This window comes from Streptomyces sp. NPDC058877 (assembly GCF_042742855.1).
In the GTDB taxonomy this organism is placed as follows: Bacteria; Actinomycetota; Actinomycetes; order Streptomycetales; family Streptomycetaceae; genus Streptomyces.
The window spans coordinates 8,473-22,710 of sequence record NZ_JBHYMF010000109.1 but is presented as its reverse complement, the minus strand read 5'-3'; the positions used below and the strand labels follow the sequence as shown (position 1 = coordinate 22,710).

The window sequence follows — 14,238 nt, the reverse complement described above, 5'->3', positions numbered from 1 at the left end:
GCGCTCGGCAATTCCCGCGCCCGGCACCGCGGGCTCCCGGGTGGGCGCGTCCGTCACCGGGCGAGTGCGGGGGCCGGGCCCATCACCACGACGGGTTCCGCGGCCGGATCGAGGGCGCGCAGGAGCAGGCGCAGCGCCTCACGTTCCAGCGCGATGCAGGCTTGGGTGGGGCCTCCGTGGTCCACGTGGATCCAGACGCCGCCGCCCTGGTGGGCGCCGAGGGGGCGCTCCTTGTCGAGCGGGGTGCGTCCGGGCACCCGGTTGTAGTCGATGGCGATCACGTGGTCGAAGGAGCCTTCGAGGGGTTCGCCGGAAAAGCCGGTGCCGCTGATGGCGAACTCCTCGTCCTGGTCGTACGGGAGGCGGGCGCCGGGGTCGGGAAGTCGGCCGCCGGCGTCGTTGAGCCGGAAGACGCCGACGGGGGTGCGCAGGTCGCCCGCGCTGTGGTCGGCGGTCCAACCGCGGAGGGCGTTGTGGGCGGGCCAGGGCCCGGCGGCCACGACCCAGGGGCCGGCCGGGTCCCGCTGGTACAGGGTGGCGAGGGCCGTGGAGGAGTCGGGGGCGGCACCGGTGACGACGAGCGCCTGGGTGGTGCCGTCGGGCACACGGGCCTGAGTGGCGGTTCCGATGCCGGGGATCCGCAGCGCGGCGGGTTCGCCGCCGGCCGGCGCGGGAACGGGGCGGCCGTCGCCGGTGGTGGCCGCGGACGCCGGGGCGGGGGTGGAACGCGGGGGCGGGGCAGCACCCGTGCAGCCGGCGAGCAGCAGGGCCGCACACAGCGTGCCGGCGCTCAGCAGTACGGGGGTGCCCTTGGGCAGGGGCATGGGACGGCATCCTCCTGGGGCGGGGTGGTGCTGCGATCCGTACCCGTTCGGCGGGCGGCGCTGTCGCCCCGGTCACGCCCTCACCCGTACGGTCGCGTCGGTCCGGCGGGCGGAAACGCGGTTGACTGCTCGCGCCGGTCCCGCTTGGCTCCGGGGATGAAGGATCTCCTCGTCGAACGGGCACGGACCGAAGAGCAGCTCGAAGACTGGCGGGCCGTGCACAACGCGATCGTCCCGACCGCGGTGCTCTCGTCGGAGCAGGTGCGGGAGCGTGCGGGCCGGAACCGGCTGGACGTGGCGTACTCCGACGGTGCGCCCGTGGGGTGTTCGACGGTGCGCCCGCCGGACGGGGAGACACCGGCGGCGACCGTCATCGCACGGACGCTGCCCGGGTTCCGCGGCCGTGGTTTCGGAACGGCCCTGTACGAGCGGGGGCTCGCGCACGCACGGACGCTGGGCGGCGCGGGGGTGGAGACGGTGGTGTTGGCCTCGAACGAGGAGGGTCTGCGGTTCGCACTGGCGCGCGGCTTCGTGGAGGTGGAGCGGTACGTGCTGCCGGGCGACACCATCCCCTTCGTGACCTTGCGCCTGACGTGAGAGCCCCCTTGGAATATTTTTGACGGATCGTCAGATTTGGTCGTCGCGGGACTGGGAACCTCCGGGAGCCGGCGCTACCCTCCGCGCATGATTCGGACGGTGGTGTGGGGTACCGGAAACGTCGGGCGGGCGGCCATTCGCGCAGTGGAGGCCCATCCCGACCTCGAACTCACGGCCGTGCTGGTGTCCGACCCCGTGAAGGTGGGCCGGGACGCGGGCCGACTCGCGGGGCTCGGGCGCGATCTCGGGGTGGTGGCGGACGACGACGTCGGCACGGTGCTCGCCGGACGGCCCGAGGCGGTCGTGTACGCGGCCTCCGGCGACACCCGGCCCGACGGGGCGCTCGCCGATGTGACACGGGCGGTGGCGGCGGGGGCGGCGGTCGTGACGCCCGCCCTGTACCCACTGTACGACCAGCTCAACGCGCCCCCCGAGTTCCGGGATCCGGTCCTCGCCGCCGTCGCCGAGGGGGGCGGTTCGCTCTTCGTGTCCGGCGTCGACCCGGGCTGGGGCAACGACGTGCTGCCGCTGCTGGTGAGCGGCCTCGGGGCCACCGTGGAGACGATCCGCTGTCAGGAGATCTTCGACTACTCGACGTACGAGCAGGAGGAATCCGTCCGGGAGTTGGTAGGGATGGGCCGCCCCATGGCATACGAACCGCCCATGCTGTGGCCCTCGGTGCCGACCATGATCTGGGGCGGACAGATCCGGCTGATGGCCCGCGCCCTCGGCGCCACGCTCGACGAGATCCGCGAGGCCGTGGAACGGCGCCCCCTGGAGACCACGGTCAGGACGCGGACGATGGGCTCCTTCGAGGCGGGGACGCAGGGCGCGGTCCGCTTCGAGGTGCAGGGCATCGTGGGCGGGGAGCCCCGCATCGTGATCGAGCACGTCACCCGCATCCACCCCTCGTGCGCGCCGGACTGGCCCGTGCCGCCCGACGGGGCGGGCGCCCATCGGGTGGTCGTCGAGGGAAGTCCGCGGATCGAGGTGACGGTCACGGCGACCGACGAGGGGGAGAACCGGTCGGCGGGCGGGAACGCCACGGCCGTGGGGCGGCTCGTCGGGGCGATCGACTGGCTGGTGGCTGCGGAGCCGGGGCTGTACGACGCATTGGACGTGCCGCTGCGACCGGCGGTCGGGAAGCTGGGAAGGAGCCTGAAGTGATCATCGACATTCCCGAGGGGCAGGAGCCGATCGGCTATGTGTGGGGCGAGATGGTCCCCGAGATCGGAACGGCGGCGGCGAACTTCTCCTTGTCGGTGTACTCCCACACGACCCTGGGGCTGCGCGAGTTCGAGGCGGCGCGGTTGCGGATCGCACAGATCAACGGTTGCGGATTCTGCCTGGACTGGCGCACCGACCGGGACGGGGAGAAGGTCGAGGAGGGCTTCGACGAGTTGGTCGCGGCCTGGCGCGAGACGGAGGTCTCGGAGGCCTTCGACGAACGGACGCGGCTCGCGGCCGAGTACGCGGAGCGGTACGCGCTCGACCACCACGGCCTCGACGAGGAGTTCTGGGGGCGGATGACCGCGCACTACGGCCAGGCGGAGATCGTGGAGCTGACGATGAGCCTGGGTTCCTGGCTGGCGTTCGGACGGCTCAACCGGGTGCTCGGGCTCGACGCGGTGTGCGTGCTGCCGACGCACTGAGGAACGCCCCCGGACGGGCCGACCAGAGGCACCGGCCGGCCCGTCCGCACCACCCGTCAGAAGTCCTCCGTGACGATCCGCTCGATGTTGCGTTCGGCGAGGGCCGTGATGGTGACGAACGGGTTGACGCTGGTGTTGCCGGGGATGAGGGCGCCGTCGATGACGTACAGACCGGTGTAGCCGTGGAGCCGACCGTGGTTGTCGGTCGCCCGGTCGAGGACTGCGCCACCGAGCGGGTGGTAAGTGAGGTGGTCGCCCCAGATCTTGTACGCGCCGAAGAAATCGGTGCGGTAGATCGTCCCCTCCTTGGCGTTGATCTTGTCGAAGATGGTCTTCGCCGCATCGATCGAGGTCTGCTTCCAGGCCCTCTCCCAGCTGAGGTCGACCTTCCCGGTGGCCGGGTTCCAGGTGAACTCGGCGCGGTGCGGGGTCTTGGTGATGGAAAGGTAGAACGAGGCGTAGGTTTCGATGCCGGTGGGCAGCGGGGCGACCTCGGCGAAGGCACCGCCCGCGTCCCAGTTGTCGATGCCTGCGGTGGGCATGGCCGACTGGAGCTTGCCGGTCGGGTCCCACATGTGGTTGGCGCGCCCGCACATGACGTTGCCGTTGTCGCCCCAGTCCTTGCCGATCTGGTCGTTGAGGGCGGGGAGCGCGCCGATGGCCTTGAGACGGGTCAGGAGCTTGCTGGTGCCGACGCTGCCGGCGGCGAAGAAGACCTTGTCGGCGGTGACGGTCTTGCTCGCGAGGGTCGCCCCGGTGGTGTCGATCTGGTCGATGGCCACGGTGTAGCCACCGCCGGACGCCGGGGTGACCGAAGTGACCTTGTGCAGCGCGGAGATCGTGACGCGGCCGGTGGAGGCGGCCTGCGCGAGATAGGTCTTCTGCAGGTTCTTCTTGCCGTGGTTGTTGCCGTAGATGACCTCGCCGGCGAGGGCCGACTTCGGTACCTCGCCGGCGAGTTCCCGCTTCATGTACTCCCAGTCGTAGACGTTCGGCACGAAGACGAAGGGGAATCCCGAGCGCTCGGCGTGCTTGCGGCCGACACGGGCGTACTGGTAGCAGGAAGCGCTCTCCCACCAGGCCTGGTCCACTTCGGTGACGCCGAGTCCGGCATTGGCGCGCGGGTAGTACGTGGCGTACATCTCCGCGGCATCGACGGTGGGGAGGATGGCGGCGAAGTTTTCGCGGCGCGGCGTGACAGCCATGCCGCCGTTGACGAGGGAGCCGCCGCCGACGCCGCGCCCCTGGTAGACGGTGATGCCGGCGAAGTCCTCGGCGTCGAGGATGCCGGTGTACCGGGGGACGTCCTTGTCGAGCGGGAAACCGAGGAAGTTGCTCAGGGGCTGCTTGGTGCGGGTCCGCAGCCAGAAGGAACGGTAGTCGGGCTTGGTGGTGTTGGCGAAGATCTCGCCGTCGGACCCCGGGGCGTCCCAGGCCATGCCCATCTCGACCATGTGGACGTCGATGCCGGCACGGGCGAGCCGGAGCGCAGCGACGGAGCCGCCGTACCCGGTGCCGATGACCAGTGCCGGGACGTGGGCGCCCGCAGGGATCGAAGTGGTGGCGAGGGGGGTCTCGGCGCGGGCCGGGCCCGCATGCCCGATGAGGGCGGCGGCGCCGAGGAGGGAACCTGTTCCCGCGAGGAAACGGCGGCGGCTGAGACCGCCGATTCCGTTGGCGTACAGAGGCAGTTGATTCACGTGCTGTTCCTCACTCACGAAAGAATGGGAACACGTTCTACTGTCAACCGTCGGGGAAGTCACGCTAAACCGACGGGTAACTTCAGTCCTAGGGCCGCTCGAACACTCAGGTTCCGATCGGCCCCGGGGTTCCCGTGAGGCGCTCCGGGGTGAGGAGCTCGGCAAGTCGGTGAGCGGGCAGCAAGCCCTTCTCCAGGGTGAGTTCGACGACTCCCCGGCCGGTGGCGAGCGCCTCCTTGGCGATGGCCGTGGCGGCGGTGTAGCCGAGGTGGGGGTTGAGCGCCGTGGCGAGGCCGATGGAATTCTCCACGGCCGTCCTGAGCGCCTCGGTGTTCGCGGTAATGCCGTCCACACAGCGTTCGGCGAGCGTGAGGCAGGCGGCGCGCAGCGAGAGGAGGCTCTTCGACAGGGCGTGGAAGACGACCGGCTCGAAGGCATTGAGCTGTAGCTGTCCGGCCTCAGCGGCCATGGTGATGGTGATGTCGTTGCCGATCACCTCGAAGGCGACCTGGTTGACGACCTCGGGAATCACCGGGTTCACCTTGCCGGGCATGATGCTGGAACCCGCCTGGACCGGGGGCAGGTTGATCTCGCCGAGGCCCGCGCGCGGCCCCGAGGACAGCAGGCGGAGGTCGTTGCAGGTCTTGGAGAGCTTGACCGCGATGCGCTTGAGGACCCCGGAGAGCTGGACGAAGGCGCCGCAGTCCTGGGTGGCCTCGATCAGGTTGACCGAGGTCACCAGCGGCAGGCCGGTGAGCTGCGCGAGCTCACGACGGGCGGTCTCGGCATAGCCGGGAGCGGCGTTGAGGCCGGTGCCGATGGCGGTGGCCCCGAGGTTGATCTCGTGGATCAGCTCGATCGCCTCGGCGAGCCGACCGCGGTCCTCCTCCAGCATCACGGCGTAGGTGGAGAACTCCTGGCCCAGCGTCATCGGCACCGCGTCCTGGAGTTGGGTGCGCCCCATCTTCACGACCTCGCGGAACTCCAGCGCCTTGGCGGCGAAGGCGTCCTGGAGGACGGCCATCGCCTTCAGGAGTTCGCGGCCGGCGCCGATCGCCGCGATGCGGATGGCGGTCGGGTAGACGTCGTTGGTGGACTGGCCGAGGTTGACGTCCTCGTTGGGGTGGAGCCGGTCGTAGTCGCCCTTGGCGTGGCCGAGGAGCTCCAGGGCCCGGTTGGCGACGACCTCATTGGCGTTCATGTTGGTCGAGGTTCCCGCTCCGCCTTGGACGACGTCCACGACGAACTGGTCGTGGAACCGTCCGTTGCGGATCTCCCGGCAGGCGCCGGCGATGGCGTCCGCCTTGGCGGCGGAAAGCAGCCCCAACTCCTCGTTGGCGCGCGCCGCGGCCTCCTTCACGGCGGCCAGCGCATCGATGAGCAGGGGGTAGACGGCGATGGGGGTGCCGGTGATCGGGAAGTTCTCCGTGGCCCGCAGCGTGTGGACGCCCCAGTAGGCATCGGCGGGGACGTCCCGCTCACCGAGCAGATCGTGCTCGCGGCGAACGGGAAGGGCGTGCGGGACCGGTGCGGGGGCCATGGGGAGTCCTCGGGAAGGGCGGGGCGGAAAGGTGGGGAGGGGCAGGGGCGAGCAAGGGCGGACCGCACCTTCGGCGGCGCGGCTGTCGGCCTCCCGGGCGCCGGGCGGGAGCGGCGGACGGCTCCGGCACCGAGCGGGGGCGGCTGCGGGCGGGCGCGCCGATGCGCACATGTGGTCCCGGCTCGCGGGCGGAACGGCGGGGGTTCCGCCCGCGGGCCGGCGTTCTGGAGTGTGCCCGGGTCAGGCGCGGGCAGCGACCGCCGAGGCGGACCGGGACCCGCCCGTGGCGAGGGTCGGCTCCGCACGGACGGGGCCTTCGAGGAGTCGGCGCAGGCGGGCGGGGTCCGTCGCACCGGTGGCCCCCTCGGAGAGGAGCGCGGCGAGGAGCGCGATGCGCGCCTGCCCGGCCCGGAGGGTGCCGGTGAGCAGGGCACCGGCAGCGACGAGGTCGACCGCGCCGCCGCCGGTGTAGATCTCGGCGAGCGGCCCGGCGGGGACCCGGGTGGTCACGGCGACGAGCACGCCCTGGGCGACGGCCTCCGCAACGGCGGAGGTGATCTCGGGGGTGGCGTTGCCCGCGCCGGTGGCCACGAGCACGATCCCCCGGGCCCCGGCGGAAACCGCTGCGTTCAGGAGGAACGGATCGCCGTCGGAGTGGTGCGTGATGATGTCGACCCGGGGCAACGGAGCGGCGTCGGGGCCGGTCGCACCGGGCGCCGCGGTCCGCGCGGCGGCGGGGAGGGGGAGCGGAGCAGGGCGCTCCGGCTGCCGCTCGATGTCGACGCGGGAGAAGCCGACGCGACCGAGGCGCTCGGTGGAGGGGTCGGAGAAGGCGTCGACGGCGAGGGTCTGGGTCTTCACGGTGCCGCGGGCCGCGTGCACACGGCCGTCGAAGACGATGAGGACACCGAGGTCGCGGACGGTGGAGGCGACCTGGAGCGCGTCGTAGAGGTTGCCGGGGCCGTCACCGTCGCCGGTGCCGAAGGGCCGCTGGGCGCCGGTCAGGACGACCGGCCGGGAGTCGGCGTGGTGGAGGTCCAGGAGGAAGGCCGTCTCTTCCAGGGTGTCGGTGCCGTGGGTGACCACGACGCCGTCGACGCCGGGGTCGGCGAGGGTCTCGTGGACGGTGCGGAGGAGGGCGAGCTGGTGGGCCGCGGTGATGCGGGAACTGTTCACGTTGAACAGGTCGACGACCTCGACGGTGACGCCCTCGGGAAGCGGGGCGGTGGCCAGCACGTCACTGCCGGAGGCATCGGCCGCATAGCCGGTGCCCTGCCAGCGGCTGGCGATCGTGCCGCCCGTGCTGATGACGACGATCCGGCGCGCTCCCCCGTCGTTCGTCCGCTTCATGACTGCCGCCCTCACTCCGTACCCATGTCACCTGCACCCGCAACGATAGGGCAGGTGGCACGCAAGACGATTGCGAAATCGACCCTTGCCCCCTTCGATCGTGGTAGACAATTGCGCCATGGACCGAATCGATCTCCATATCTTGCGCGAGCTTCAGAACGACGGCCGGTTGAGCAACCAGGAGCTGGCCCAGCGGGTCGGACTCAGCCCCTCCCCCTGCCTGCGCCGGGTGCGCCAGCTGGAGCAGGACGGGGTGATCCGGGGCTACCGGGCGATCATCGACCCGGAGGCGGTGGGGCGCGGTTTCGAGGTCCTCGTCTCGGTGGAGGTGCGACGCGACCGGGAGACGGTGGAGGCCTTCGAGGAGGCCCTCCGCGAGGTGCCGGACGTGATCGAGGCCTATCGCCTGTTCGGGAGCCCGGGCTGCCTGCTGCGGATCGCGGTGGCGGACCTGGCGGCGTACGAGCGGCTGTGGATCGAACGACTGACGACGCTGACCGGGGTCACCGAGGTCAATTCGCAGATCATCATGAAGCGGATCAAGGAGCCCAAGGGGGTGCCGGTGGACGCCCGGGGCGCCTGATGCCTCCGTGAACACCCGGAAAGCGGGGCGGCTCCGACCTATGCGAGAACGTCACGGAACGGCCCCCTTCCCGTTACATGACAGGTACCTGACGTGTGCGACCCTCCCGGTGACATCAAGTCAACACGCGTAGACACCGGCGCCGTTGAGCGGGCACCGGTCATCCCGCGCGTACCCTCCCCGGGAAAGGGCCCCCCATGTCCGTTGTGCGGATCGGCAGATGGAAGGCGTGGGCGGCGGCGGCAGCCGCCACCCTCGTCGGCGTCACGCTCCCCACGGTCGCCGCGACCCCCGCGAGCGCCACGACGACCGCGTACGACAGCACGTACTACAAGGACGCGATCGGCAAGAGCGGCACGAACCTCAAGTCCTCACTGCACACCATCATCAGCAAGCAGAACAAGATCTCTTACTCCGCGGTCTGGAACGCACTCAAGAACACCGACCAAGATCCGAACAACACCAACAACGTCATCCTGCTGTACAGCGGCACCTCACGGAGCAAGTCCCTCAACGGGGGCAGCGTGGGTGACTGGAACCGCGAGCACACCTGGGCCAAGTCCCACGGCGACTTCGGCACTTCGACCGGCCCGGGCACCGACCTGCACCACCTGCGCGCCTGCGACGTACAGGTCAACAGCATCCGCGGGAACAAGGACTGGGACAACGGCGGCAGCGCGGTCAGCGGCGCCCCCGGCAGCTACACGGACAGCAACTCCTTCGAGCCGCGCGACGCGGACAAGGGGGACGTGGCCCGCATGATCCTCTACATGGCCGTTCGCTACGAGGGCGACGACGCCTGGCCCGACCTGGAGCCCAACGAATCCTCCTCCAACGGCAGCACGCCCTTCCACGGCCGGCTCTCGGTCCTGAAGCAGTGGAACGAGCAGGATCCGCCGAGCGCCTTCGAGGAGCGCCGCAACGACGTCATCTACTCCACCTACCAAGGCAACCGGAACCCGTTCATCGACCACCCCGAATGGGTCGAGGCCATCTGGTAGCCCCCCGCCAGCGCACACGGAAGACCACACGAGGAGCACCGTCCGCGCGACGGGAGCCGGGTCAGGGGACCTCCTGGCCCGGCTTCCCGCTTCCGGAGCCCTCAAACAGGAAAACCCGGATGTTCTCACCTTCTTAAGGAGCCCCGCCTCGGGAAACAGAGCTGTTACTCATCCGTTACAAACGGTGGAATTGCCCAGCTTGATTCACTTTTGACGCGCCGGGGAAGAGAGATTCCCGTCCCAAGCGTCCCCGGTGCACCTATCACGAAGACCGACCGCCGAACAAGGCCTTCACCCCAGGAAGTTCCGCGGGCTGCTCGGTAGCTTCGGCCCACATGACCACTGCCCCCCTGATGTCCCCGGCCGCCGTCTCCGTCGGCCCGGCCGAAATCACGGACGGCGCTGCATTGTGGCGGATCGCCCGGAACTCGGGCGAGCTCGACCTCAACTCGCCGTACAGCTACCTGCTCTGGTGCCGCGACTTCGCCGGCACCACCGCCGTCGCCCGTGACGCCTCCGGGCAGCCGGTCGGCTTCGTCACCGGCTACCTGCGGCCCGACGCTCCCGAGACGCTCTTCGTCTGGCAGGTCGCCGTGGAGGATTCGCACCGCGGAAACGGGGTAGCCGGGACCCTGCTCGACGCTCTGTCCGCACAGGTCGCGGACAGCCACGGATTCGACCGGCTGGAGGCGACCGTCACTCCGGGAAACCTCGCGTCCGACCGGCTGTTCCGGTCATACGCACGCCGGCACGGGGCGGACCTCACCCGCGAGGTCCTCTTCCCGTCGGACGCCTTCCCTGCGTCCGGACACGACGCAGAGGTGTTGTACCGCATCGGCCCGCTCGGTGCCCGCACCTCCTGAACCGACTTCCCGCCCCTTTCCCCGCACCACATCCTGGAGAAGAGACTCCGTGTCCCTGACCGACATCGCCCCCTCCGTCTTCGAGACCGTCGAATCGGAGGTCCGCAGCTACTGCCGCGCCTGGCCGGTCGTCTTCGAGCGCGCCAGTGGGAGCCGACTGTACGACGAGGACGGGCGCCCCTACCTCGACTTCTTCGCCGGGGCGGGCTCCCTGAACTACGGCCACAACAACCCGGTGCTCAAGCGCGCGCTGCTCGACTACCTCGCCGACGACGGCATCACCCACGGCCTCGACATGTCGACGACCGCCAAACGCGCCTTCCTGGAGACCTTCCGCGAGACGGTCCTGGAGCCCCGCGCCCTGCCGTACAAGGTGATGTTCCCCGGCCCTACCGGAACCAACGCCGTGGAGGCCGCCCTCAAGCTCGCCCGCAAGGTCACCGGCCGGAAGACGGTCGTGTCCTTCACCAACGCCTTCCACGGCATGTCGCTGGGCTCGCTGGCCGTCACCGGCAACGCCGCCAAGCGCGCCGGGGCCGGAGTACCGCTCCCGCACGCCACCCGGATGCCCTTCGACCAGTACCTCGACGGTCAGACGCCGGACTTCCTCTGGTTCGAGCGGCTCCTCGACGACCCCGGCTCCGGCCTCGACCACCCCGCGGCGGTCATCGTCGAAACGGTCCAGGGAGAGGGCGGCGTCAACGTCGCCCGCGCCGAGTGGCTGCGCGAGCTCGCCGACCTCTGCCGCAGGCACGACATGCTTCTCATCGTCGACGACGTCCAGATGGGCTGCGGGCGCACCGGTGACTTCTTCTCCTTCGAGGAGGCGGGCATCACGCCCGACATCGTCACCCTGTCCAAGTCCATCAGCGGCTACGGCCTGCCCATGTCGCTCTGCCTGTTCCGTCCGGAGCTCGACCTCTGGGGTCCGGGCGAGCACAACGGAACCTTCCGCGGCAACAACCCCGCCTTCGTCACCGCCACGGCCGCCCTCGACGCGTACTGGCGCGACGACGCCCTGCGCCAGCGGACCCTCGGCCGGGCCGACCGGGTGGAACTCGCGCTGCGGGACCTGTGCGACGACGACCGCATGGGCATCGCGGTCCGTGGCCGGGGCCTCGTCTGGGGTCTGGAGTTCGCCGACGGGGAGCGTGCCGAAGCCGTGTGCCGTCGCGCCTTCGAGACCGGTCTGCTCCTGGAGACCTCGGGGCCGCACGGCGAAGTGGTCAAGCTGCTGCCCCCGCTGACCGCAACGGACGACGAGCTCGACGAGGGCCTCGGCATCCTGGCCCGCTCGGTCCGCCACGCGGCCGACCGTCGCGACGCCTGACCATCCCTCCGCAGAAAGGCCACCATCCATGATCGTCCGCACCTTCGACGAGCTGGAGAACACCGAGCGGCACGTGCGGGCCGCCTCCGGCACCTGGGAGAGCAAGCGCATCGTCCTGGCCCGCGAGCGGGTCGGCTTCTCCCTGCACGAGACCGTGCTGTACGCCGGCACCGAGACGTCCATGTGGTACGCGAACCACGTCGAGGCCGTGGTCTGCACGGCCGGCGAGGCCGAACTCACCGACCACGAGACCGGACGCACGTACACGATCACGCCCGGAACGATGTACCTGCTCGACGGACACGAGCGCCACACCCTCAAGGTCCTGCAGGACTTCCGCTGCCTGTGCGTCTTCAACCCGCCCGTCACCGGGCGGGAGGACCACGACGAGAACGGCGTCTACCCGCTCCTCACCGAACCCGACCCGGCCTGAGAACCACGACGACCCCCGTACGCGAAAGGAAGGCGCTCCGCCCCATGGCCTCCGCACCCACCCGTCCCGTCGACCTCTACCCCACCCGCGGCCCCAAGGAAGAACTCATCGGCCGCAAGGACCCCGTGGTCTGGTCCGAGCCCGGCACGCCGGGCCCCTTCTGGGCCCGGGAACTGGAGGAGTACGACCGCGACGGCTTCGTCACGGTGGACGAGCTGGTCACCCCCGACGAGGTCGACGAGCTCCGTGCCGAGCTGGACCGACTGGTCACCGACCCCGCCGTGCGGGCGGACGAGCGGGCCATCGTCGAGCCCCGCTCCCAGGAGATCCGCTCCGTGTTCGAGGTGCACCGGATCAGCGAGGTCTTCGGACGGCTGGCCGAGGACCCCCGGGTCGTCGGGCGCGCCCGACAGATCCTCGGCTCCGACGTCTACGTCCACCAGTCGCGGGTGAACGTCAAGCCCGGTTTCGGCGCCAGCGGCTTCTACTGGCACTCCGACTTCGAGACCTGGCACGCCGAGGACGGCCTGCCCCAGATGCGGACCGTGTCGGTGTCGATCGCCCTCACCCCGAACCACACCACCAACGGCAGCCTGATGATCATGCCAGGCTCGCACCGGACCTTCCTGGGCTGCGCAGGCGAGACGCCCAAGGACAACTACAAGCAGTCGCTGAAGATGCAGGATGCCGGCATCCCCTCCCCCGAGGCACTCACCACCTTCGCCGACGCCTGCGGCATCCGGCACTTCACCGGTCCGGCGGGCTCGGCGACCTGGTTCGACTGCAACGCCCTGCACGGCTCGGGCGACAACATCACCCCGTACCCGCGCAGCAACGTGTTCCTCGTCTTCAACAGCGTCGAGAACCTCCCCGAGGCCCCCTTCGCCGCCCCGGTCCGACGCCCCTCCTTCATCGCTGCCCGCCCGGAGGGCCTGTCGTGACCGGTCCGTGGAGGTGCACGAAGGCGGCGCCGGTCGTGCGGTGACGATCGGCCCAGGACTCCAGGGCGGACCGGCAGGCATGGTCCACGTGGTGGAGTCCTGAGAGGTCGAGGACGACGGGGCGGTCGCGCGGCAGCGCTTCGAGGGTGTCGAGGATCTTCGGCAGGCGTAGGAAGGTCACGGTGCCCGACAGGCCGACGCGCACCGCCCCGTCGCCGTCTTCGGTGCGGTCCACCCGGAGGTGCGAAGCGTCCCAGGCCGCCTTGGCGACGGACACCGCGAGCCCGATCAGAACGCCTTCGAACATGTTGGAGGTGACGATCGCCACGGCGGTCACGACCAGGACGAGCGCCTCGCCGCGATGGCTGCGCCACAGGGAGACGACCCCCTTGAAGGGGATGAGCTTCCAGCCCGCGTGAACCAGGATCCCGGCGAGCGCCGCGAGCGGCACGTGCTCCAGGACGCCGGGCAGCAGGACGGCGAAGAGCAGGAGCCACACCCCGTGGAGCACCCGGGACGCCTTGGTCTTGGCGCCCGCCTGGACGTTGGTCGAGCTGCGCACGATCACGGCGGTCATCGGAAGCGCACCGAGGAGTCCGCACACGCTGTTCCCGACCCCCTGGGCGAGCAGTTCCCTGTCGTAGTCGGTGGGCGGGCCGTCGTGCAGCCGGTCCACCGCCGCCGCGCTGAACAGGGACTCCGCCGACGCGATCAGCACGAAGGCGAGGACGGTGCCGAGCAGGGCGAGGTCGACCCCGGCCAGGTCGTCCGCGTTCGGCAGGCGCACGGCGTCCAGCACCCCGCTCACCCGCACGGTGGCGACCGGCAGGTCGAGCAGGGCGGTCGCCAGGGCCGCGAGGAAGACGGCGGCGAGCGCTCCGGGGGCGGCCCGCACCCCACGGGGCAGGTGCCGCCAGCCGACCATCACGAGGATCGTGCCGGCCGCCACGGCGAACGGGACGAGGGCGTCCGTGACGGTCAGTGCGCGTCCCACGGCGCCCGGCAGTCCGGTGAGCCGGGCCGGTCCGGAAGCCGGGGTTTCGAGCCCCACGGCGGAGTAGAACTGGCCGGCCACGATGACGAGACCGATCCCGGCGAGCATCCCCTCGACGACTGAGAGCGAGATGGCCCGGAACCAACGGCCCCAGCGCAATAGGCCCATGACGACCTGGAGCAGCCCGGCGAGGAGCACGACGAGGCCGAGTGCGGCCAGCCCCAGGGTCCGGACCGTTTCGAGGACGAGCACGGTCAGGCCCGCGGCCGGACCGGAGACCTGGATGCTGCTGCCCCGCATGAGACCGGTGACCAAGCCGCCGACGATGCCGGTGACGAGACCGAGTTCGGCGGGGACGCCGGAGGCGACGGCGATGCCGATGCAGAGCGGGAGGGCCACGAGGAAGACGACGAGGGACGCGGCGAAGTCC

14 protein-coding genes are annotated in these 14,238 nt (G+C 70.6%); 9 read left to right on the top strand and 5 right to left on the bottom strand.

The annotated features are described in order from the left end of the window. Positions 1-53: 53 nt before the first annotated feature. Positions 54-824, bottom strand: coding sequence for a hypothetical protein (locus tag ACFW2Y_RS23450; RefSeq protein WP_384882536.1), 771 nt, complete (start codon positions 822-824; stop codon positions 54-56). A 156-nt stretch (positions 825-980) separates the two neighbouring features. On the opposite strand from ACFW2Y_RS23450, the gene ACFW2Y_RS23445 reads away from it, so the two are divergent. The 3 genes from ACFW2Y_RS23445 to ACFW2Y_RS23435 all read left to right on the top strand — a co-directional run bounded on the left by ACFW2Y_RS23445 (position 981) and on the right by ACFW2Y_RS23435 (position 3,073). Next, positions 981-1,421, top strand: a complete 441-nt coding sequence (locus ACFW2Y_RS23445) for a GNAT family N-acetyltransferase (RefSeq protein WP_384882533.1) — start codon at positions 981-983, stop codon at positions 1,419-1,421. An 87-nt stretch (positions 1,422-1,508) separates the two neighbouring features. Then, on the top strand, positions 1,509-2,588 hold the full coding sequence (locus tag ACFW2Y_RS23440; RefSeq protein WP_384882530.1) for a dihydrodipicolinate reductase: 1,080 nt from the start codon (positions 1,509-1,511) through the stop codon (positions 2,586-2,588). Then, positions 2,585-3,073: a carboxymuconolactone decarboxylase family protein gene (locus ACFW2Y_RS23435; RefSeq protein WP_384882527.1), complete on the top strand. Its 489-nt coding sequence runs from the start codon at positions 2,585-2,587 to the stop codon at positions 3,071-3,073. The genes ACFW2Y_RS23440 and ACFW2Y_RS23435 overlap by 4 nt, the downstream gene beginning before the upstream one ends. A gap of 56 nt (positions 3,074-3,129) precedes the next feature. Here the strand turns inward: ACFW2Y_RS23435 and ACFW2Y_RS23430 are convergent, their stop codons facing one another. The 3 genes from ACFW2Y_RS23430 to ACFW2Y_RS23420 form a co-directional block, all read right to left on the bottom strand. Then, on the bottom strand, positions 3,130-4,773 hold the full coding sequence (locus tag ACFW2Y_RS23430) for a GMC oxidoreductase (protein ID WP_384882523.1): 1,644 nt from the start codon (positions 4,771-4,773) through the stop codon (positions 3,130-3,132). Positions 4,774-4,879: 106 nt separating this feature from the next. Continuing rightward, positions 4,880-6,313 (bottom strand): aspartate ammonia-lyase, encoded by a 1,434-nt coding sequence (locus tag ACFW2Y_RS23425; protein WP_384882520.1) that lies wholly within the window; start codon positions 6,311-6,313, stop codon positions 4,880-4,882. Between the two features lie 240 nt (positions 6,314-6,553). Continuing rightward, entirely contained in the window at positions 6,554-7,663 is a 1,110-nt protein-coding gene (locus ACFW2Y_RS23420; protein WP_384882517.1) for an asparaginase, read from the bottom strand. 118 nt (positions 7,664-7,781) lie between these two features. Between ACFW2Y_RS23420 and ACFW2Y_RS23415 the strand changes: the two genes are divergently transcribed. The 6 genes from ACFW2Y_RS23415 (at position 7,782) to thpD (ending at position 12,814) form a co-directional block, all read left to right on the top strand. After that, complete coding sequence (locus ACFW2Y_RS23415; protein ID WP_384882514.1) at positions 7,782-8,246, top strand: Lrp/AsnC family transcriptional regulator; 465 nt, start codon at positions 7,782-7,784, stop codon at positions 8,244-8,246. A 197-nt stretch (positions 8,247-8,443) separates the two neighbouring features. Further along, on the top strand, positions 8,444-9,247 hold the full coding sequence (locus ACFW2Y_RS23410) for an endonuclease I family protein (protein WP_384882511.1): 804 nt from the start codon (positions 8,444-8,446) through the stop codon (positions 9,245-9,247). 335 nt (positions 9,248-9,582) lie between these two features. Continuing rightward, positions 9,583-10,110 (top strand): diaminobutyrate acetyltransferase, encoded by a 528-nt coding sequence (gene ectA / locus ACFW2Y_RS23405; RefSeq protein WP_384882508.1) that lies wholly within the window; start codon positions 9,583-9,585, stop codon positions 10,108-10,110. Between the two features lie 49 nt (positions 10,111-10,159). Beyond that, positions 10,160-11,440, top strand: a complete 1,281-nt coding sequence (gene ectB, locus ACFW2Y_RS23400) for a diaminobutyrate--2-oxoglutarate transaminase (protein ID WP_384882505.1) — start codon at positions 10,160-10,162, stop codon at positions 11,438-11,440. 28 nt (positions 11,441-11,468) lie between these two features. Further along, positions 11,469-11,873 (top strand): ectoine synthase, encoded by a 405-nt coding sequence (locus ACFW2Y_RS23395; protein WP_384882502.1) that lies wholly within the window; start codon positions 11,469-11,471, stop codon positions 11,871-11,873. 44 nt (positions 11,874-11,917) lie between these two features. Next, positions 11,918-12,814 carry an ectoine hydroxylase gene (gene thpD, locus ACFW2Y_RS23390; protein ID WP_384882499.1) on the top strand — a complete coding sequence of 299 codons (897 nt, stop codon included), beginning with the start codon at positions 11,918-11,920 and terminating at the stop codon, positions 12,812-12,814. On the opposite strand, the gene ACFW2Y_RS23385 is transcribed toward thpD, so the two are convergent. Continuing rightward, positions 12,783-14,238 (bottom strand): SulP family inorganic anion transporter (locus ACFW2Y_RS23385; protein WP_384882496.1); only part of this gene is annotated, 1,456 nt, incomplete at its 5' end. The two genes, thpD and ACFW2Y_RS23385, sit on opposite strands and share 32 nt — an antisense overlap.

Bases quoted from the DNA above. Each gene is read 5' to 3' on its own strand.
- ACFW2Y_RS23410 (WP_384882511.1), top strand. From the start codon at position 8,444: ATGTCCGTTGTGCGGATCGGCAGATGGAAGGCGTGGGCGGCGGCGGCA.
- ACFW2Y_RS23425 (WP_384882520.1), bottom strand. From the start codon at position 6,313: ATGGCCCCCGCACCGGTCCCGCACGCCCTTCCCGTTCGCCGCGAGCAC.
- ACFW2Y_RS23445 (WP_384882533.1), top strand. From the start codon at position 981: ATGAAGGATCTCCTCGTCGAACGGGCACGGACCGAAGAGCAGCTCGAA.
- ACFW2Y_RS23420 (WP_384882517.1), bottom strand. From the start codon at position 7,663: ATGAAGCGGACGAACGACGGGGGAGCGCGCCGGATCGTCGTCATCAGC.
- thpD (WP_384882499.1), top strand. From the start codon at position 11,918: ATGGCCTCCGCACCCACCCGTCCCGTCGACCTCTACCCCACCCGCGGC.
- ACFW2Y_RS23440 (WP_384882530.1), top strand. From the start codon at position 1,509: ATGATTCGGACGGTGGTGTGGGGTACCGGAAACGTCGGGCGGGCGGCC.
- ACFW2Y_RS23415 (WP_384882514.1), top strand. From the start codon at position 7,782: ATGGACCGAATCGATCTCCATATCTTGCGCGAGCTTCAGAACGACGGC.
- ACFW2Y_RS23395 (WP_384882502.1), top strand. From the start codon at position 11,469: ATGATCGTCCGCACCTTCGACGAGCTGGAGAACACCGAGCGGCACGTG.
- ACFW2Y_RS23450 (WP_384882536.1), bottom strand. From the start codon at position 824: ATGCCCCTGCCCAAGGGCACCCCCGTACTGCTGAGCGCCGGCACGCTG.
- ectA (WP_384882508.1), top strand. From the start codon at position 9,583: ATGACCACTGCCCCCCTGATGTCCCCGGCCGCCGTCTCCGTCGGCCCG.